This is a genomic window from Streptomyces sp. CB01580 (assembly GCF_001905795.1).
Classification (GTDB): Bacteria; Actinomycetota; Actinomycetes; order Streptomycetales; family Streptomycetaceae; genus Streptomyces.
In genome coordinates this window covers 54,220-71,984 of sequence record NZ_LIXJ01000025.1, presented here as the reverse complement: position 1 = coordinate 71,984, position 17,765 = coordinate 54,220, and the positions used below count along the sequence as shown (strand labels likewise).

Sequence of the window (17,765 nt, the reverse complement as noted above, 5' to 3'; positions counted from 1 at the left end):
GGTCCGGGACCGGGCGGCTGTGCGTGGTCCGGTGGCGGGCCGTCGCGGCGCGGTGTGCGAGGCGGTGGTCGTGTGCCGGGGCGCGTCGAGTCGGGCGCTGGTCGGATGCCGGTCTGCGCCGCCTGGTCCGGGTCCGGCGGATCACCAGGGCATGGTCGCGCCGCCGTTCGGGCGAAGGATCTGGCCGGTCATGAAGGACGACGCGTCGGATGCGAGATGGAGCACGGTGTGGGCGACGTCCTCGGGCTCCCCGACGCGGCCCAGCGGTGACATCCTCGCCATTGTGGTCTCGGCCCGGTGCTGCCGTTCCGCGTCGTGGCGGGCGGTCATGGGGGTACGGATCCAGCCCGGGGCGACGGCGTTGACGCGGATGGAGTGGGGTCCCAGCTCGGTCGCGAGGGTCCTCGTCAGCTGGACGACCGCCGCTTTGGCCACGCTGTAGCACAGTAGTCCGGGGCTCGCGGCGTCGACCGCTCCCGACGCCATCGTGATCAGCGAGCCGGGGGCGCCGCGCGCGATCATGCCCCGGGCCACTTCCTGGCAGGCGTAGAGGACGCCCTTGAAGTTGACCGCGAGGACGCGGTCGAGATCGTCGTCCGAGGTCTCCAGGACGCTGCTGGTGTGCATGATCCCGGCTACTGCGGCCAGGATGTCGAGGCCGCCGGCGGCGGTCACCGCAGCCCTGACCGCGTCGCGATCGGTGACATCGAGCGGGTGGACATGGCAGGACCCGCCCGCTTCGGTGACCAGGTTCCGCGTCTTCGACAGTCCGTTCTCGTCACGGTCCGCGCAGTGCACGGTGGCGCCCGCCGAAGCGAGCAGGACGGCACTCGCCCTGCCGATGCCGCTCGCCGCTCCGGTGACGAACGCGGAGCGGCCCGTGAGGTCGTACCCGGCGAAGCCCATGCAGCGGACGTTACGACTGGAACTGACGGATCGTCAACTCTCTTGTGTGGTATGCGGATTGCGAGAGGGATGGAAATGTCCTCCGGAAGGGGTGCTGTTCGGTGCGCGTGCGAGCGGGATGGCGGCGTGGTGTCCGGACGGGTGGTGCCGTGTCCGGGCGCGTGGGGAGGAGCGGCTGCGGTGTGGGAGGGAGGCTGGGCATATGGGGAGTCAGGCCGTGGGGCCCGTCTGGCAGCGCGGGCACCAGTAGGTGGGGCGGGCGTCCTGCTCGGCCATGCGGATCGGTGTGCCGCAGCGCAGACAGGGGCGGTTGGTCCTGCCGTAGACCCAGAGCCGTTCCTTCGAGCCGTGGGGGCGGGCCACGACTCCTGTGCGCTTGTTCGCCGCCGTGCTCGTGGTCGTCATGGTTGTCGTGGTCGTCGTGCGTACGCGGCGGTCGCGGTTGGCTTCGAGGAGTTGCTTGGCCGTGGTGACGAGGCGCGAGGCGGTGGCGGTGGGCAGTTCGCCGATGGGCAGCCACGGGGTGGCGCGGGCGAGGAAGCAGAGTTCGGCCTTGTAGACGTTGCCGATTCCCGCCAGGTTGCGCTGGTCCAGCAGGGCCTCGCCGAGGGGGCGGGACGAGTCGGCCAGCAGATTGCGCAGGGCGGTGTCGGGATTCCAGTCGGGGCCCAGGAGGTCAGGGCCGAGGTGGCCGACCGCTCGCTCCTCCTCCCCGGTGCGGAGGAGCTCCAGGACCGGCAGCCGATAGCCGACGGCCGTGTGGTCCGCGTTGGCGAGCACCACACGGATCTGGTGGGCGGGCCCGCCGCGCCAGCGCTCGCCCGGTGCGTAGACCTGCCAGGAACCGTCCATCCGCAGATGACTGTGGAGGGTGAGGCCGCCCTCGATGCGGGTGAGGAGGTGCTTGCCGCGCGAGATGACGTCCAGCACCGTACGGCCGGTGAGGTCGGCGGTGGCGAACCGGGGGACGCACAGGTCGGAGCGGGTGAGGACCCGGTCGGCGAGGGCGGCGTGCAGACGCCGTGCGGTCTGCAGGACGGTGTCTCCTTCGGGCATGTCTCCATGATGCCGCCCGCGGGCGCGTCCGGTCCGGCCCGGACCGCGCCGGACGGGAGTTCCGGGCGGTGCACGGGCCGCGACGGCCTGGTGGGGCGTACGGAGTGCGAGGGGCGGCACGGTGTACGGCGCGCGGGCTGGGGTGCGGGGGACAGGCGCCGTGAGGGCATGGGAGGGACGTCAGGCGCGGAGGCGGAGCCCTCTGGGGGTGGCCAGGAATCCGGCCGCCTCCAGGACGCGGCCAAGCGGGGACGTCAGCGACGAGGCGCCGTTGGCGCGCTCCACCGTGACCGTGCCGAGCGCCCCCGCGCGGGCGGCTGCGGCCAGCGCCCCCGCTGCCGCGACGAGTGCCGGATCCTTCGGATCGGTGGGCCAGGCCAGTAGCGACTTGCCGCCACGCTCCATGTACATCGCCAGTTCGCCGTCGACCAGCACCACCAGGGCACCCGCCTTGCGGCCCGGCTTGTGGCCGGCCCCGTCCGGCGGCTCCGGCCACGGCAGCGCAGCGCCGTACGCGTTGGCCGGGTCCGCCGCGGCGAGCACCACGGCGTGGGGTGCGACGCCCGGCTCGGCCCGGTCGCGCGCGGTGGACACCGTGCGCAGCCGGTCGACCGCGCCGTCCATCGCGAACTGGGCCGCCCCCAGGCCTTCGACCACATAGCCGCGCCGGGCCTGCCCGTTGTCCTCGAACGCGGAGAGCACGCGGTACGCGGCGGAGAACCCGCCCTCGACCCCCTCGGCCTGCACCGCCCCGCGGGTCACCACGCCGTGGCGGTCGAGGAGCGTGCGGGCCAGGGCGTGAGCGCGGTGGGTGGGGTCGGGCTCGGCGGCGGGCAGCAGAGACCAGCGGCCCGAGACCGTGGGTGGTCCGGTGCGGGAAACCGGGCGGGCGGCGGCCGTGAGCGAGCCGTAACGCCCGCGCGGGACGCTCCGTCTCGCACGGTGGGCGGTCGACCCCGCCGTGCGGCCGGAGCCGAGGAGTGAGCGCAGCGGGGCGAGCGTGTCGTTGGTGAGTCGACCGGACCAGGCCAGGTCCCAGACGGCGTCGGCAAGTTGCGGATCGGTGCAGTCCGGATGGGTGGTGGCGCGGACCTGGTCGGCGATCTGTCGGAAGAACAGGCCGTACCCGCCGCTCAGCGCCGTCAGAACCGATTCGTGCAGCGCGGTGAGTTCGAGGGGGTGCGGCGGCGGGAGGAGCAGGGGTGCGCTGTCGGCGAGGTAGAGCGACAGCCAGCCGTCCTTGCCGGGCAGCGCCCCCGCGCCGGCCCAGACGACCTCGCCGGTGGTCGTCAGCTCGTCCAGCAGGGCCGGGGTGTAGCCGCTCACCCGGCTCGGGAGGATCAGCTTCTCCAGGGCCGACGCCGGAACGGGCGCACCCTGCAACTGCTCGACGGCGCGGGCCAGTCCGTCGATCCCGTGCAGGCTGTTGTGGCCCAGATGCTGCCATTGCGGAAGGAAACCGGCGAGCGCGGCGGGCGGGACGGGTTCCAGTTCGTGGCGGAGCGCGGCGAGCGAGCGTCGGCGCAGCCGGCGCAGAACGGTGGCATCGCACCACTCCTGGCCGATTCCGGCGGGGTGGAACTCGCCCTGGACGATCCGGCCGGTGGCGGCCAGCCGCTGGAGGGCGCCGTCCGTGACGGCGGCGCCGAGACCGAAGCGGGCGGCGGCCCCGGCGGAGGTGAACGGGCCGTGCGTACGGGCGAATCGGGCGAGGAGGTCGCCGAGGGGATCCTTGACCGGCTCGGTGAACGCCTCCGGGACGCCGACCGGGAGGGCGGTGCCCAGGGCGTCGCGCAGGCGTCCGGCATCCTCGATCGCCGCCCAGTGGTCCGCTCCGCCGATCCTGACCCGGATGGCGCGGCGCGCGGTCGACAGCTCCGTGGCCCACCCCGGCCCGGCACCCCGCTCGGTCAACTCGGCGTCGGTGAGCGGCCCGAGGACGCGGAGGGCGTCGGCGAGCCCTTCGACATCCTTGACCCGACGGTCGTCGGTCAGCCACTGGAGCTCCCGCTCCAGCTCGGTCAGGACGTCCGCGTCGAGCAACTCGCGCAGCTCCGCCTGGCCGAGGAGCTCCGCCAGCAGATGGGAGTCGAGGGAGAGGGCCGCGGCCCGCCGTTCGGCGAGCGGCGAGTCGCCCTCGTACAGGAACTGGGCGACGTAACCGAAAAGAAGCGAGCGGGCGAACGGAGAGGGCTCCGGAGTGGTCACCTCGACCAGCCGGACCCGGCGTGCTTCGAGGTCGCCCATCAGTTCCGTCAGCCCCGGAACGTCGAAGACGTCCTGGAGGCATTCGCGGACCGCTTCCAGGACGATCGGGAACGAGCCGAACTCCGAGGCGACCTGGAGCAGTTGCGCGGCACGCTGGCGCTGTTGCCAGAGCGGGGTGCGCTTGCCGGGGCTGCGGCGAGGCAGCAGCAGGGCACGGGCCGCGCACTCGCGGAACCGCGATGCGAAGAGCGCCGAACCGCCGACCTGGTCCGTGACGATCTGGCCGATCTCACCCTGATCGAACGTCACGTCCGCAGCACCGACGGGTGGTTGCTCGCTGTCGTGCAACAGGCCCGGCAACGGGGACGGGGAGCCGGACGGGTCCTGGGCGGTGTCGAGGTCGAGGTCGAGGAGGTCCAGACCCATCAGATCGGCGTCGGGCAGCCGCAGCACGATGCCGTCGTCGGCATGCATCACCTGGGCGTCCATGCCGTACCGCTCGGCCAGGCGGGCGCCCAGCGCCAGTGCCCACGGCGCATGCACCTGCGCGCCGAACGGGGAGTGGACGACGACCCGCCAGTCGCCCAGTTCGTCGCGGAACCGCTCGACGAGGATGGTCCGGTCGTCGGGGACGTGACCACAGGCGCGACGCTGCTCCTCGATGTACGACAGGGTGTTGTCCGCGGCCCAGGCGTCGAGCCCGGCAGCGAGCAGGCGCAGCCGGGCGTCCTCCGGCGGCATCCCGCCGATCTCCCGGAGGAACGCGCCCAGCGCCCGTCCCAGCTCCAGCGGGCGGCCCAGCTGGTCGCCCTTCCAGAACGGCAGCCTGCCGGGAACCCCGGGGGCGGGCGACACGAGGACCCGGTCGCGGGTGATGTCCTCGATCCGCCAGGAGGTGGTGCCCAGCGTGAAGACGTCGCCGACCCGGGACTCGTACACCATCTCCTCGTCCAGCTCACCGACCCGGCCACCGCCCTTCTTGGGGTCGGCCCCCGCGAGGAAGACCCCGAACAGCCCGCGGTCGGGAATGGTCCCCCCGGAGGTCACGGCCAGCCGCTGGGCACCCGGGCGGCCCGTGACCGTACCGGCGATCCGGTCCCAGACCACACGGGGACGCAGCTCGGCGAAGGCGTCGGACGGATAGCGGCCGGCGAGCATGTCCAGCACTGCCGTGAACGCCGACTCCGGCAGCGAGGCGAAGGGCGCGGCACGGCGGATCACGGCCAGCAGGTCGTCCACCTGCCAGCTGTCCAGGGAGACCATCGCGACGAGCTGCTGGGCCAGCACGTCCAGGGGGTTGGACGGGATCCGCAGCGCCTCGATGGAGCTCTCGCGCATCCGCTCGGTGACCACGGCCGCCTGCACCAGATCGCCCCGGTACTTGGGGAAGACCACCCCGGTGGAGATTGCGCCGACCTGATGTCCGGCCCGGCCGACGCGCTGCAGCCCGGAGGCGACCGACGGAGGCGACTCCACCTGGATCACGAGGTCGACCGCCCCCATGTCGATGCCCAGCTCCAGACTGGAGGTGGCCACCACGGCCGGCAGCCGGCCCGCCTTGAGGTCTTCCTCGACCTGGGCTCGCTGTTCCTTGGAGACCGAACCGTGGTGGGCGCGGGCCAGCAACGCGGGAGCACCCTTCGCCGCGCCGGACTGGGCCATGATCTCGGCGGGGGAGTGCGCCTCCGGCAGCCGCCGCACGGAACCGCCCTCCCCGGGCGGGGCGCCGGTGGCCCCGAGGACGGTGCCGGTGGCCCGCTCGTACGCGATCTCGTTGAGACGGTTGCACAGGCGTTCCGCCAGACGGCGGGAGTTGGCGAAGACGATCGTGGACCGATGTTCCTGGACGAGATCGACGATGCGTTCCTCTACATGGGGCCAGATCGACGGCTTGTCCGCCCGGCCCGCCCCGTCCGCGTCGGACACGGGGGAGCCGCCGAGCTCGCCCAGGTCCTCGACGGGAACGACCACCGACAGATCGAACCGCTTGGTGGAGGGCGGCTGGACGATCTCGACCCTCCGCCGGGGTGAGAGGAAACGCGCCACCTCGTCGACCGGCCGGACCGTGGCCGACAGGCCGATGCGACGCGCGGGTGCGGGCAGCAGTTCGTCGAGCCGCTCCAGGGAGAGGGCGAGATGGGCGCCCCGCTTCGTGCCCGCCACGGCGTGCACCTCGTCGAGGATGACCGTCTCGACACCGGAGAGCGCCTCGCGGGCCGACGACGTCAGCATCAGGAACAGCGATTCCGGCGTGGTGATCAGGATGTCCGGCGGGCGGGTCGCCATGGAGCGGCGCTCGGCGGGCGGGGTGTCGCCCGAGCGGATGCCCACCCGGACGGCGGGCTCGGGCTGCCCGAGCCGCACCGACTCCTGGCGGATGCCGGTCAGCGGTGAGCGCAGATTGCGCTCGACGTCGACCGCGAGGGCCTTCAGGGGGGACACGTAGAGCACGCGGCAGCGCTTCTTCGCGTCGGCCGGGGGCGGCACGGACGCCAGCCCGTCCAGCGCGGCGAGGAACGCCGCCAGGGTCTTGCCGGAACCGGTCGGTGCGACGACCAGCACGTCCGACCCCTCGGCGATCGCGCGCCAGGCACCTTCCTGCGCGGCCGTGGGCGCGCTGAAGGCTCCCGTGAACCAGCCGCGGGTCGCGGGGGAGAACGAGTCGAGCACGGAACCGGCCATGTCCCCCATCGTGCACCCCACCACTGACAACGGGCCGTGACGGCCGTGGCCGACCGTGCCCGGCAGCCCGCGAGCGTTCCGGGCATCGGACGGTCGACCGCCGACGACCGCCCCGCCACCTGCGAGAATTCGTCCATGGGCGTGATACCGGAGCCGGGAGCGGGGGAGTGGGCGAGGCACTGGCAGTACGCGGAGCTGCCCGACCTCGATCTGCTGCGCGCCCGGTACGTGCGCCATGCCTTTCCGCGCCACAGCCACGAGGGCTACGTCTTCGGCACCATCACCCACGGAGTGGAGGACGTGGGGCTGCCGGGCGGCACCGTCCACGCGGGTCCCGGCGTCGTCGTCATGATCAACCCGGAGGTGCCGCACACCGCCCGGGCGGGTGTCCCGGAGGGCTGGGTGTACGCCACGCTGTACCCGTCCGCGCAGGTGATCAACGACATCGCGGCCGAGACGACGAGCCTGCGCGGCACCGTCGGCTTCACCGAGACAGGCGTCGTGGACCCGTACGCGGCCCGGCTGATCGGCGAGGTGCACCGCGCGGCCGAGGAGGGCAACGCGCTCGCCGCGGACACCGTGCTGCGCGTCATGGTCGCGCGGCTGCTCGGCCGGCACGGCGGCGTGCTGCCCACGCGCGCGCCCCGCTCGGCCGGTGCGCTTCACGCGACGCGTGCCCGGGCCGTGCTGGAGGACCGGATGACCCGCCCGCCCACTCTGGACGCACTGGCCGCGGAACTCGGCACCGGTCCGTTCGCGCTGCTGAGGGCCTTCAAGAAGCAGTACGGGATGCCGCCCCACGCCTGGCTCACCGATGCCCGGGTGCGGGCCGCGCGCCGGTTGCTGGACGCGGGGAGACCGCCCGCGGAGGTGGCCGCCGAGGTGGGCTTCACCGATCAGCCGCACCTCAACCGTCATTTCACCCGGATCGTGGGAGTGCCCCCGGGCGCGTATCAGCGCGAACGTGCAGGAACGTACAAGACCGGTCCCGATCCGGGCACGTAGCGTTCCGGACGTGGCAGAACAGATAGCACTCCCAGAAGGCCACGGTGAAGCGGCCGGGACGAGCACCCATGCGTCCGATCCGAGGGCGCGCACGACCGGGCCGGAGCCGGATGCCGTTGGCATGAGGGCGGATGTGACCGGTTCGAGGTCGGATGCGGCCGGTTCGACGGCGGACGTGACCGGGCCGAAGCCGGACGCGGCCGTCGTACGTGACGCGCTCGGTGTCGGGACGGCGGTCGGGCTCTCCGGGTTCGCCTTCGGCGTGACCGCGGCCGGTTCCGGGCTGAGCCTGCTGCAGACCTGCGCGCTCAGTCTCGCCGTCTTCACCGGCGCCTCGCAGTTCGCCCTCGTGGGGGCCCTCGCGGCGGGAGGCAATCCGTACACCGCGGCCGCCGGAGCCTTCTTCCTAGGCGTCCGCAACTCGTTCTACGGCCTGCGGCTGTCGCAGCTCCTCGCGCTCCCGCGCGCGCTGCGGCCCTTCGCCGCCCAGTGGGTCATCGACGAGACGACCGCCGTGACCCTGTCGCAGCCCACCCGGCGGGCCGCGAGGATCGGCTTCGCCGTCACCGGGCTCAGCCTCTATGTGCTGTGGAACCTGACGACACTGCTGGGCGCCCTCGGCGCCGAGGCACTGGGAGACACCGATGCCTGGGGACTGGACGCGGCATCACCGGCGGTCTTCCTCGCCCTTCTCGCACCGATGCTGAAGAGCACGACGGAGCGCGTCACCGCCGCGCTCGCGGTCCTGCTCGCGCTCGGGCTGCTGCCCGTACTGCCCGCGGGCGTCCCCGTCCTGCTGTCCGCGCTCGCCGCGCCCGTGGTCCTCTTCCTGCGCGGACGTGGGAACGGAGGGCCCTCCCGGGGACGCGGCAAGGGCACGACCCGGGGTACGGCCATGACGGAGGCGGGCCGATGAACGTCTGGATCGCCATCGCGCTGACCGCCGTCGGCTGCTACCTGGCCAAACTGCTCGGCCTGCTGGTGCCCGCAGGGGTGCTGGAGCGCCCGCTCACCCGGCGGCTCGCCGCACTCCTGCCCGTGGCGCTCCTGGCCGCCCTCACCGCACAGCAGACGTTCGGCGACGGCCGGGGCCTGACCCTGGACGCCAGGGGCGCGGGGCTCGCGGCAGCGGCGCTCGCCCTGGCGCTGCGCGCTCCCTTTCTCGTGGTGGTGGGCACCGCCGTGGTCGTCACGGCGCTGGTACGCGCCCTCGCCCCGGCACTCTGGTGACAGCCGCGCGAGCGACGACCCGACCGACGGGGCACTCGTGAGCGACGGACGAGCCGGAGCGACGGTCGGGCCATGCGCGACGGGTGGGACATGCGCGACGGTCGGGGTGTGCCGGGCCGCGTGGCGTCCCGCGTGGGGTGTACCGCGGCGACACCTGGGCGTTCTCAGCCGATGTCGCGTCCGTGGGCCCGCAGGGTCAGGAGTGCCTTGAGGGTCACGAGGGGCCGCCCCTCCAGGGCCGTCCCCGGGGCCCACCGGCGCCAGTTCACCGGCCAGCCGCCGTCCGCCTGCTGCTCGGCTGCGAGATGGTCGAGCGAGCGTTCCAGCTCCTCGTCGGTGAACCAGGCCCGCGCCAGCGAATCGGGCGTCCGGGCGTAGTCGTACGGGAAGTGCTGCTCGCCCGGCGCGTACCCGGCCGCCACCGGGTACTCCGCACACCGCTCCGGGTTCAGCACGACGAGTCGTTGTTCCCGCACCAGCCGCCCCAGCCGGTCGGCCGCCGCCTCGGCACGGGCCCGGTCCGGGGCGCCGTCCAGGAAGGCGAGCGCCGCCTCGATCTCGTACGGATGCGACCGGTCCAGGGCCTCGACCGCCGACCAGCAGAAATCCGTGGCCCGGAACAGCCAGGCGTGCCACACCGCGTTGCGGTGCAGGAGCCCGACCACGGGGCCGGTGGCCAGCAGCTCCGCGGGCGGATCGTCGACGATCGGGATGAACGGCGCGGCCGGGTAGCCGCGCTGTGCCGGCAGCAGGGCGGGCAGCGCCCCCTCCTTGGTCGACACATCGGTCAGGAAACGGCAGATCCGTTCCACCCGTGGCCCGCCGCAGCGGCCGATCGAGTCGAGGACGTTGAGGGCGTGCGCGGTGTGCAGCGGCTGACTGACGGGTCCGCGCAGATCCGGTTCGAGCGCGTGCCCGTATCCGCCGTCCTCGTTCAGGTAGGCGGTGAGCGCGGTCTCCACGGCGTCCGCGCTTCCTCCCAGGAAGTGATGGGCGAACCGCCGCTGTTCCAGGACACGGGCCGTGAGCCAGATGAACTGCTCGGCACGGTTGAGGGGACTTGTTCCGGTTCCAGCCATGGACCGACCGTAGGGTGGTAAGCGCTCTCGGCAAGCCGTAGCGGGCGGGCTGCACCCTCAGGAGCGGGATACTGAGGTCATGCGGTTGACGATTTTCTGGGAACGGATGGCGGACCACTTCGGCGCGGGGTACGCCGACTCCTTCGCACGCGATCACGTGATGGCCGAACTCGACGGGCAGACGGTGCACCAGGCGCTGGCTGCCGGCTGGGAGACGAAGGACGTCTGGCGAGGGGTCTGCGCGGCGGTCGGCATCCCCGCCGACAAGCGCTGATCCCTCCTCGTCAGGCGCTGGACCTGTGCCGTTGCGCGGGGCGGACCGCCGTTTGTCACCGTGGTGGGTGAGACTGGAGCGGTGCCATCTGCAGACGAGACAGCCCAGACAACCCAGACAGTCGCCACGGCCCCGACGGCTCAGCCCCAGGCGCCTCACACCGGGACCGCTCCGTCGGACCCGTCGGTGGCGACGGCCGGCCACCGGTCGACGACCCGTATGCCTGTGTGGCTGCCGCGCGCCATGGTGCTCGCCCTGGCGCTCTACGCCTGCTTCCGGCTCGGCAGCTGGGCCTTCGACCAACTCGTCGGGTTGCTGATCAATGTACTGATCGCGTTCTTCCTGGCGCTCGCCATCGAGCCCGCGGTGAGCCGCATGTCCGCTCGTGGAATGCGCCGTGGCGTCGCCACCTTCCTGGTCTTCCTCGCCGTGTTGATAGCCTCCACCGGCTTCGTCGTGCTGCTCGGCTCGATGCTCGCCGGCCAGATCGTCGACATGGTCGAGGAGTTCCCGAAGTACCTGGACTCGGTGATCAACTGGGTCAACCAGAACTTCCACACCGAGCTGTCCCGGGTCGAGGTCCAGGACAGCCTGCTGCACTCCGACTGGTTGCAGAAGTACGTCCAGAACAGCGCGAGCGGAGTGCTCGACGTCTCCACCACCGTGCTCGGCGGGCTCTTCCGTCTCCTGACGGTCTTCCTGTTCTCGTTCTACTTCGCCGCCGACGGCCCCAGGCTGCGGCGCGCCCTGTGCTCGGTCCTGCCGCCCGCCAGACAGGCGGAGGTCCTGCGGGCCTGGGAGATCGCGGTCGACAAGACGGGCGGCTACCTCTACTCGCGCGGCCTGATGGCACTCGTCTCCGGGATCGCGCACTACATCGTGCTGGTGATCCTCGGCGTTCCCTACGCGTCGGCGCTCGCCATCTGGGTCGGCCTGGTCTCCCAGTTCATACCCACGATCGGCACGTATCTGGCGGGAGCCCTGCCGATGCTGATCGCGTTCACCGTGGACCCCTGGTACGCGGTGTGGGTGCTCGGCTTCGTCGTGGTCTACCAGCAGTTCGAGAACTACGGCCTGCAGCCCAAGCTCACCTCCAAGACCGTCGACATCCATCCGGCCGTCGCGTTCGGATCGGTCATCGCGGGTACGGCGCTGATGGGCGCGGTGGGCGCGTTGATCGCGATTCCGGCCGTGGCCACCCTCCAGGCATTCCTCGGCGCCTATGTGAAGCGGTACGACGTGACGGACGACCCCCGGGTGCACGGCTCCCGCCGGCGACGCGGTGAGGCGCCGCTCACCCGGCTGCGCCGCTTCTGGCGGACGGACGGGAACGACGCGGGCCGCGACGGCCGGGCCGGTGCTGGGGAGGCGGAGAGTCCGGAGAGCGCCTGACCGGGGAAGGGGGGCCGGAAGGTCCGGGGGTGCCCCCGGGATGCGTGACGGTGCGGCCCCGCGGGCGCCCGGCGGTCCCGGCCGGGCACCTCCCCTGGATCGCGGCGAGCCGCGGAAGCCCGAAGCACTCGTCAGCCATGCGCCGAACGTATGCGGAGCTGTGCCCGGACAGCTAGTGCCGTGGCCGGCAAGGTTTGCCCGGAAGGAGCGGCGTCCGGTGCGTGCGATCGCAAGGCGGAGGATCGCCCTCGTACGGGACGTACTCGGGTGATGCGACAACGTGGCGAGGTGCCGTGCCGGGCGTCGCGAGCCGGTGAACCTTTCCGGTCGCAGCACTGGGGGAACGGCACCGGCAGCACCGTCAGTGGATCGCCTGCCCAGCCTGCCCGGGCCGCAGGGGTGCCCGGTGGTCCGCGACCCGACCGCGGAAGTTCCGCGCCGACCGGCCCTCGACGGCAGGGGCGGGGCACGATGACGAAGGGCGGTCACAGGAGGTGGCCTGGTCCGGCGCGGTGCGCTTGACACTGAAATCGAACATCCATTCTCATGGGATTCCGGCCGGGTTTTCCCGGGCCCGACCGTGGAGTTATCCACAGGCCGGGAGGACGTCGAGGCCCATTGTCAGTGGCAGGGGTTAGCGTCTTTGACGTGAAGCGATCGACACAAGCAAATCGGGTGGAACCCATGGCAGGAACCGACCGCGAGAAGGCGCTGGACGCCGCGCTCGCACAGATTGAACGGCAATTCGGCAAGGGCGCGGTCATGCGCCTCGGCGAGCGGCCGAACGAGCCCGTCGAGGTGATCCCCACCGGGTCCACCGCTCTCGACGTGGCCCTTGGCGTCGGTGGTCTGCCGCGCGGCCGTGTGGTGGAGGTGTACGGGCCGGAGTCCTCCGGCAAGACGACGCTGACCCTGCACGCCGTGGCGAACGCGCAGAAGCAGGGCGGCTCGGTGGCCTTCATCGACGCGGAGCACGCCCTCGACCCCGAGTACGCGAAGAAGCTCGGCGTCGACATCGACAACCTCATCCTGTCCCAGCCGGACAACGGTGAGCAGGCGCTCGAGATCGTGGACATGCTGGTCCGCTCCGGCGCCCTCGACCTGATCGTCATCGACTCCGTCGCCGCGCTCGTGCCGCGCGCCGAGATCGAGGGCGAGATGGGCGACTCGCACGTGGGTCTCCAGGCCCGTCTGATGAGCCAGGCGCTCCGCAAGATCACCAGCGCGCTCAATCAGTCCAAGACCACGGCGATCTTCATCAACCAGCTGCGCGAGAAGATCGGCGTGATGTTCGGCTCTCCCGAGACCACGACCGGTGGCCGGGCGCTGAAGTTCTACGCCTCGGTGCGCCTCGACATCCGCAGGATCGAGACGCTGAAGGACGGCACCGAGGCCGTCGGCAACCGCACCCGCGTCAAGGTCGTGAAGAACAAGGTCTCGCCGCCCTTCAAGCAGGCCGAGTTCGACATCCTCTACGGGCAGGGCATCAGCCGCGAGGGTGGTCTGATCGACATGGGTGTGGAGCACGGCTTCGTCCGCAAGGCCGGTGCCTGGTACACCTACGAGGGCGACCAGCTCGGCCAGGGCAAGGAGAACGCCCGTAACTTCCTCAAGGACAACCCCGACCTCGCCAATGAGATCGAGAAGAAGATCCTCGAGAAGCTGGGTGTCGGCGTCAGGGCGGAGGACAACGCCGCCGAGACCGGCGCGGGAGGCGGCGCCGCGGCTCCGGCGGAGAGCGCGAAGTCGGTGCCCGCTCCGGCCGGCAAGACCAAGCCTGCCAAGGCCGCTGCAGCCAAGAGCTGACCCATGACGCGTCGTACGGAGTGGCCGGTCGGTGCCACGGACCCGGGCGCCGGCCCATGTTCCGGGTTCGCCGCCGGGCATCTCGCCGAGTCCGGGTGCGAGGACGAGCACGGGTACGAAAGCGCGTACGGGCCGGAGGCCGGGGACGGCCATGGTCCGGGCCCGGGTCCCGGTTCGGCCTCGGGTTCCGGCGAGGGGGCGGGGCGTCGTGCCCGCTCCCGTTCCAGAAGCAGCGGTTCCCCCTCCTCGTCGAGGGCCGAGAAGGGGGAACCGCGAGATCCGGTCGAGCAGGCCCGCAACATATGCCTGCGGTTGCTCACCGGGACCCCGCGCACCCGGAAGCAGCTCGCGGATGCCCTGCGCAAGCGGGAGATCCCGGACGAGGCGGCCGAGCAGGTGCTGTCCCGCTTCGAGGACGTGGGGCTGATCGACGACGCCGCCTTCGCGGATGCCTGGGTGGAGTCCCGGCACCACGGTCGGGGGCTCGCCCGCCGGGCGCTCGTCCGTGAGCTGCGCACCAAGGGGGTGGATTCGGCCGTGATCGACGAGGCGGTCGGGCAGCTCGACGCGGAGCAGGAGGAGGCGACGGCCCGTGAACTGGTGGCGCGCAAACTGCGTTCCACTCGCGGGCTGGACCGTGACAGACGGCTGCGTCGCCTCGCGGGCATGCTCGCTCGCAAGGGGTACGGGGAAGGTATGGCGCTGCGCGTGGTGCGTCAGGCGCTGGAGGAGGAGGGGGAGGACACGGAGGGGCTGGACGAGCCGTTCTGATCGACGCCGGACGGTGGTGGGTGATGTGGCGGTTCCGAGAGGTTCGCATGTGACGGCGGCCGGCGGTTGAGGCGCGCAGGGTGCCGACAGCGGGGCACCGGAAGAGGCGTGTGGCCACTGCGGCGCTCCGGTGTGTCGGCACCACGGCGCGGCGGTTGCCGAACGGGCGGAGGTCGTCCCGTCAGACCTCGGCCCGCGTGACCTGGGCGCTCTGCGCGTCCTGGGGGAGCTGTGCGGTCCGTGTGGCTGTGGCGTGCCCGGGGGTGGCTTCGCCTCCGGTGCGGGGGACGGCACGGGCGGCCGGGATGACACCGGCGATGAGCGCGGCGACGAGCGCGATGCCGCAGCCGATGACCAGGCCGGAGCGGAAGCCGCTCTCGGAGGTGAAGGTGTGGCCGCCCATGGTGACGGTCATCTGCGAGAGGACCACGCCCATCACGGCGGCCCCGACCGAGGTGCCCAGTGAACGCATGAGGGCGTTGAAGCCGTTGGCGGCGGCGGTCTCGGCGAGCGGGACCGAGCTCATGATCAGCGCGGGCATCGAGCCGTACGCGAGCCCCACGCCGCTGTTGATGACCACGAGGGCGAGCATGAGGCCCCATGCGGAGCCCATGAGCACGAGCGACAGGCCATACCCGACGGCCAGTACCAGAACGCCGCAGATCAGGGTGAACTTCGGGCCACGGGCGTCGGTGAGCTTCCCGCCGAACGGCGAGACGATCATCATCATGATGCCTCCGGGTGCCATCCACAGGCCGGCGGCGAGCATCGACTGGCCCAGTCCGTAGCCGGTGGCCTCCGGGAACTGGAGCAACTGCGGCACGACCAGCATGCTCGCGTACATGCCGAAGCCGACGAAGACGGAGGCGACGTTGGTGAGCAGCACACGCGGGCGGGCCGTGGTGCGCAGGTCGACCAACGGATCCCTGGTGCGCAGCTCCCAGGCGCCCCAGGCGGGCAGGATCACGACCGCCGCGGCGAACAGTCCGAGGGTGGTCGCGGAGGTCCAGCCCCAGTCGGCGCCCTTCGACACGGCGAGCAGCAGGCAGACCAGTCCGGCGGCGAGCCCGACCGCCCCGGGGACGTCGAAGCGCTGACCCCTGGCCCCTGCGGGGACCTCGGGGATGAGGAACCAGATCGCCGCGCCGATCAGTACGGCCAGGAGGGTGGAGCCCCAGAACAGCACCCGCCAGTCGGCGTACTGGGCCACCGCCGCCGCGATCGGCAGACCGAGCCCGCCGCCGATCCCCATGGAGGCGCTCACCAGCGCGATGGAGGAGCTGAGCTTCTCCGCGGGGACCACGTCGCGCAGCAGGGCGATGCCGAGCGGCACCATGCCCATGCCCATCCCCTGCAGCCCGCGTCCGATGATCATCGGTACGACGGAGGTGGCGAGGGCGCACACCAGTGAGCCGGCCGCCAGCGGTACGGAGCACGCGAGGAGCATGCGGCGCTTGCCGATCAGATCGCCGAGCCGTCCGGAGATCGGTACGCAGATCGCTCCCGCCAGCAGGGTGACGGTGATCACCCATGCCGCGTTCGACGACGTGGTGTGCAGGATCTCGGGCAGCTCCGCGATGAGCGGTGTGACCAGGGTCTGCATGATCGCGGCGGTGATGCCGGCGAGGGCCAGCGTGGCGACCACACCACCGGTGCGGGCCGTGGGCTGGGGGGCGTCCATTCGGGACTCCAGGAAGTGAGGGGCCGCCGGGCTCGATCCGCTCGCCGGGGCCATAAGTAAACATCTGCTTACATAGACGCTAGAGCAGGCCCGGGCGTGTGGTCAACATTTGTTTACATGGCGGTGGACGTACCGTTCGGGTGGAGAGAGGACAGCAATGAGAGCCAGCAGTTCCCCGGACGACCCGTCGCCCGAGTCGTCGACGACCGGTCCCGCGCCGTCCGCGGCGACCACCGGTCCTGCGTCGTCCGCCGGCGCCACGCCCCCGGCTGCGACGGCCGGTACGCCGCAGACAGTCCGGCGGGGCACCGGCGCCAGGACCCGTGCGCTCCTGCTCGAATCGGCCCGTCGCCGCTTCGCGCACGACGGATACGCGGCCACCACCGTGCGCGACATCGCCGACGACGCCGGTGTCAACGTCGCGCTCATCAACCGCTACTTCCGGTCCAAGGAAGGTCTCTTCGAAGCCTGTCTGAAGGCGGTCATCGGCGAACTCTCCCGCGAGGCGGGCACGGTCGCCGACCTGGGACAGATCCCGGAGGTCATCAGCGGTCACACCGCGGGTGTGCTCGCCTCGGACGCTCCCAGGGACGCGCTCCTCCTGCTACTGCGTTCCTCCGGTGACGAGCGCACCGAGCGGATGCGCACCGGCCTGCTGCGAACGTTCAGCGAGCGGCTCGCCTCGGCGGCCGGATGGCGGCCCGACGCCCCCGGCGGCGACCAACTGCTCCTGCGCGCGCAACTGGTGCTGTCCGTGGCCTTCGGCATCACGGTGCTGCGTGCCTCCCGCGGCCTGGAGCCGCTCGCGTCGGCCACCGAGAAGGACCTCGGAGACCCGCTGCGCGATGTGGTCGACGCCCTGCTCGCCCCGGGCGGCACCGGGGCGTGACGCAGCGGCTGTGCCGGGACACGGCTCCGTTTCCCGGCCGTCGTCGTGGACCTGGCGCCTTCACTGACCGGCACGGGCGGCGCGGGCGATGGTGGCGTCGACCAGGGCGAGTGCCTCCTCGGCGGTACGGCCGGGGTGGCGGTTCCACGGACCGATCAGACCGGTCCAGCCCCGGGAGCGGAGCTCGGTGACGAGCCACGCGCCCGCCCGGTCCACGGTGTCCAGGGAGCCGTAGCCCAGACGGTGTGCGGTGAGGAGGGCGCCGCAGACGCACCGTGCCCCGCGGGCGTTGCGGAGTTTGTAGGGCGTGTTCTGCCAGCCCCACTCGGTCAGGATCCTTCGCGCGTGGGCGAGATGAGTGGAGGGCCGCACATCGGGCTGTCCGATGCGGCGCCAGGAGTGCAGCCGGTCGGGGAGGATCGCGCCCAGCCGCCCGGGAAGGGGCCGCTCGCGCGGTGCGGCGGCGGGCAGGGCCCGGACGGATTCGGCGATGAGCCGGTCGACGGGTACGGACAGCAGGGCGCGCCAGTCCGTCGGTCCAGGTCCCGGCGCCTGCTCCGCGGCCCCGGGGGAGGGCAGGGGCACCGGCTCGGAAGCCGTGAGGTCCCAGCCGGAGACGATCTGCCGCCATGCCTCGGTGTCGTACAGACGAACGACCTGGGCATCGAGCAGATCGGGGGTCGGGGCGGGAGCGGGGGCGGTGGGGAAGGGGGTCGGCATGGGCGCGGTGCCTCCGTCACGTCGTTCTCGGCGTTGAGCCGAATGTCCGCCGTGAGCGGAGATCGC

At 72.1% G+C, this 17,765-nt stretch carries 14 protein-coding genes; 8 read left to right on the top strand and 6 right to left on the bottom strand.

Annotation, left to right across the window (positions count from 1 at the left end; genetic code table 11):
• Positions 1 to 141: 141 nt before the first annotated feature.
• From AMK22_RS28745 to AMK22_RS28735, 3 genes are all read right to left on the bottom strand, one after another.
• The gene (locus AMK22_RS28745; protein ID WP_073789773.1) at positions 142 to 906 is read right to left on the bottom strand and encodes an SDR family NAD(P)-dependent oxidoreductase; all 765 of its coding nucleotides are present in this window, start codon (positions 904 to 906) and stop codon (positions 142 to 144) included.
• Positions 907 to 1,116: 210 nt separating this feature from the next.
• The gene (locus AMK22_RS28740; RefSeq protein WP_073789771.1) at positions 1,117 to 1,962 is read right to left on the bottom strand and encodes a DNA-formamidopyrimidine glycosylase family protein; all 846 of its coding nucleotides are present in this window, start codon (positions 1,960 to 1,962) and stop codon (positions 1,117 to 1,119) included.
• A gap of 180 nt (positions 1,963 to 2,142) precedes the next feature.
• A complete protein-coding gene (locus tag AMK22_RS28735; protein ID WP_073789769.1) occupies positions 2,143 to 6,852 on the bottom strand; it encodes a DEAD/DEAH box helicase in 4,710 nt (1,569 codons plus the stop codon).
• A 135-nt stretch (positions 6,853 to 6,987) separates the two neighbouring features.
• Between AMK22_RS28735 and AMK22_RS28730 the strand changes: the two genes are divergently transcribed.
• The 3 genes from AMK22_RS28730 to AMK22_RS28720 are packed head-to-tail and all read left to right on the top strand — an operon-like array spanning position 6,988 to position 9,087.
• Complete coding sequence (locus AMK22_RS28730) at positions 6,988 to 7,857, top strand: AraC family transcriptional regulator (protein ID WP_073789808.1); 870 nt, start codon at positions 6,988 to 6,990, stop codon at positions 7,855 to 7,857.
• A 10-nt stretch (positions 7,858 to 7,867) separates the two neighbouring features.
• Positions 7,868 to 8,773, top strand: coding sequence for an AzlC family ABC transporter permease (locus AMK22_RS28725; protein ID WP_443333321.1), 906 nt, complete (start codon positions 7,868 to 7,870; stop codon positions 8,771 to 8,773).
• Positions 8,770 to 9,087 carry an AzlD domain-containing protein gene (locus tag AMK22_RS28720; protein WP_073789765.1) on the top strand — a complete coding sequence of 106 codons (318 nt, stop codon included), beginning with the start codon at positions 8,770 to 8,772 and terminating at the stop codon, positions 9,085 to 9,087. Before AMK22_RS28725 ends, AMK22_RS28720 begins: the two co-directional genes overlap by 4 nt.
• A 164-nt stretch (positions 9,088 to 9,251) precedes the next feature.
• Here the strand turns inward: AMK22_RS28720 and AMK22_RS28715 are convergent, their stop codons facing one another.
• On the bottom strand, positions 9,252 to 10,166 hold the full coding sequence (locus tag AMK22_RS28715; RefSeq protein WP_073789763.1) for a hypothetical protein: 915 nt from the start codon (positions 10,164 to 10,166) through the stop codon (positions 9,252 to 9,254).
• 79 nt (positions 10,167 to 10,245) lie between these two features.
• Between AMK22_RS28715 and AMK22_RS28710 the strand changes: the two genes are divergently transcribed.
• The 4 genes from AMK22_RS28710 (at position 10,246) to recX (ending at position 14,409) form a co-directional block, all read left to right on the top strand.
• Positions 10,246 to 10,440 (top strand): DUF3046 domain-containing protein, encoded by a 195-nt coding sequence (locus AMK22_RS28710; protein WP_073789761.1) that lies wholly within the window; start codon positions 10,246 to 10,248, stop codon positions 10,438 to 10,440.
• A gap of 219 nt (positions 10,441 to 10,659) precedes the next feature.
• Complete coding sequence (locus tag AMK22_RS28705) at positions 10,660 to 11,832, top strand: AI-2E family transporter (RefSeq protein ID WP_079186447.1); 1,173 nt, start codon at positions 10,660 to 10,662, stop codon at positions 11,830 to 11,832.
• Positions 11,833 to 12,516: 684 nt separating this feature from the next.
• Positions 12,517 to 13,638 (top strand): recombinase RecA, encoded by a 1,122-nt coding sequence (recA, locus tag AMK22_RS28700; RefSeq protein ID WP_073789759.1) that lies wholly within the window; start codon positions 12,517 to 12,519, stop codon positions 13,636 to 13,638.
• 3 nt (positions 13,639 to 13,641) lie between these two features.
• Positions 13,642 to 14,409, top strand: a complete 768-nt coding sequence (gene recX / locus AMK22_RS28695) for a recombination regulator RecX (protein ID WP_073789757.1) — start codon at positions 13,642 to 13,644, stop codon at positions 14,407 to 14,409.
• 181 nt (positions 14,410 to 14,590) lie between these two features.
• On the opposite strand, the gene AMK22_RS28690 is transcribed toward recX, so the two are convergent.
• Positions 14,591 to 16,090 (bottom strand): MFS transporter, encoded by a 1,500-nt coding sequence (locus AMK22_RS28690; RefSeq protein ID WP_079186446.1) that lies wholly within the window; start codon positions 16,088 to 16,090, stop codon positions 14,591 to 14,593.
• A gap of 157 nt (positions 16,091 to 16,247) precedes the next feature.
• On the opposite strand from AMK22_RS28690, the gene AMK22_RS28685 reads away from it, so the two are divergent.
• Entirely contained in the window at positions 16,248 to 16,979 is a 732-nt protein-coding gene (locus AMK22_RS28685) for a TetR/AcrR family transcriptional regulator (RefSeq protein ID WP_199883339.1), read from the top strand.
• Positions 16,980 to 17,039: 60 nt separating this feature from the next.
• Here the strand turns inward: AMK22_RS28685 and AMK22_RS28680 are convergent, their stop codons facing one another.
• The gene (locus AMK22_RS28680; protein ID WP_073789755.1) at positions 17,040 to 17,699 is read right to left on the bottom strand and encodes a DUF6197 family protein; all 660 of its coding nucleotides are present in this window, start codon (positions 17,697 to 17,699) and stop codon (positions 17,040 to 17,042) included.
• Between the last annotated feature and the right edge of the window lie 66 nt (positions 17,700 to 17,765).

What these genes read in the sequence shown, in the direction of transcription:
- AMK22_RS28715 (WP_073789763.1), bottom strand. Translation starts at nt 10,166, where the DNA reads ATGGCTGGAACCGGAACAAGTCCCCTCAACCGTGCCGAGCAGTTCATC.
- recX (WP_073789757.1), top strand. Translation starts at nt 13,642, where the DNA reads ATGACGCGTCGTACGGAGTGGCCGGTCGGTGCCACGGACCCGGGCGCC.
- AMK22_RS28705 (WP_079186447.1), top strand. Translation starts at nt 10,660, where the DNA reads ATGCCTGTGTGGCTGCCGCGCGCCATGGTGCTCGCCCTGGCGCTCTAC.
- AMK22_RS28710 (WP_073789761.1), top strand. Translation starts at nt 10,246, where the DNA reads ATGCGGTTGACGATTTTCTGGGAACGGATGGCGGACCACTTCGGCGCG.
- AMK22_RS28730 (WP_073789808.1), top strand. Translation starts at nt 6,988, where the DNA reads ATGGGCGTGATACCGGAGCCGGGAGCGGGGGAGTGGGCGAGGCACTGG.
- AMK22_RS28735 (WP_073789769.1), bottom strand. Translation starts at nt 6,852, where the DNA reads ATGGCCGGTTCCGTGCTCGACTCGTTCTCCCCCGCGACCCGCGGCTGG.
- AMK22_RS28685 (WP_199883339.1), top strand. Translation starts at nt 16,248, where the DNA reads ATGAGAGCCAGCAGTTCCCCGGACGACCCGTCGCCCGAGTCGTCGACG.
- recA (WP_073789759.1), top strand. Translation starts at nt 12,517, where the DNA reads ATGGCAGGAACCGACCGCGAGAAGGCGCTGGACGCCGCGCTCGCACAG.
- AMK22_RS28720 (WP_073789765.1), top strand. Translation starts at nt 8,770, where the DNA reads ATGAACGTCTGGATCGCCATCGCGCTGACCGCCGTCGGCTGCTACCTG.
- AMK22_RS28740 (WP_073789771.1), bottom strand. Translation starts at nt 1,962, where the DNA reads ATGCCCGAAGGAGACACCGTCCTGCAGACCGCACGGCGTCTGCACGCC.
- AMK22_RS28690 (WP_079186446.1), bottom strand. Translation starts at nt 16,090, where the DNA reads ATGGACGCCCCCCAGCCCACGGCCCGCACCGGTGGTGTGGTCGCCACG.
- AMK22_RS28745 (WP_073789773.1), bottom strand. Translation starts at nt 906, where the DNA reads ATGGGCTTCGCCGGGTACGACCTCACGGGCCGCTCCGCGTTCGTCACC.
- AMK22_RS28680 (WP_073789755.1), bottom strand. Translation starts at nt 17,699, where the DNA reads ATGCCGACCCCCTTCCCCACCGCCCCCGCTCCCGCCCCGACCCCCGAT.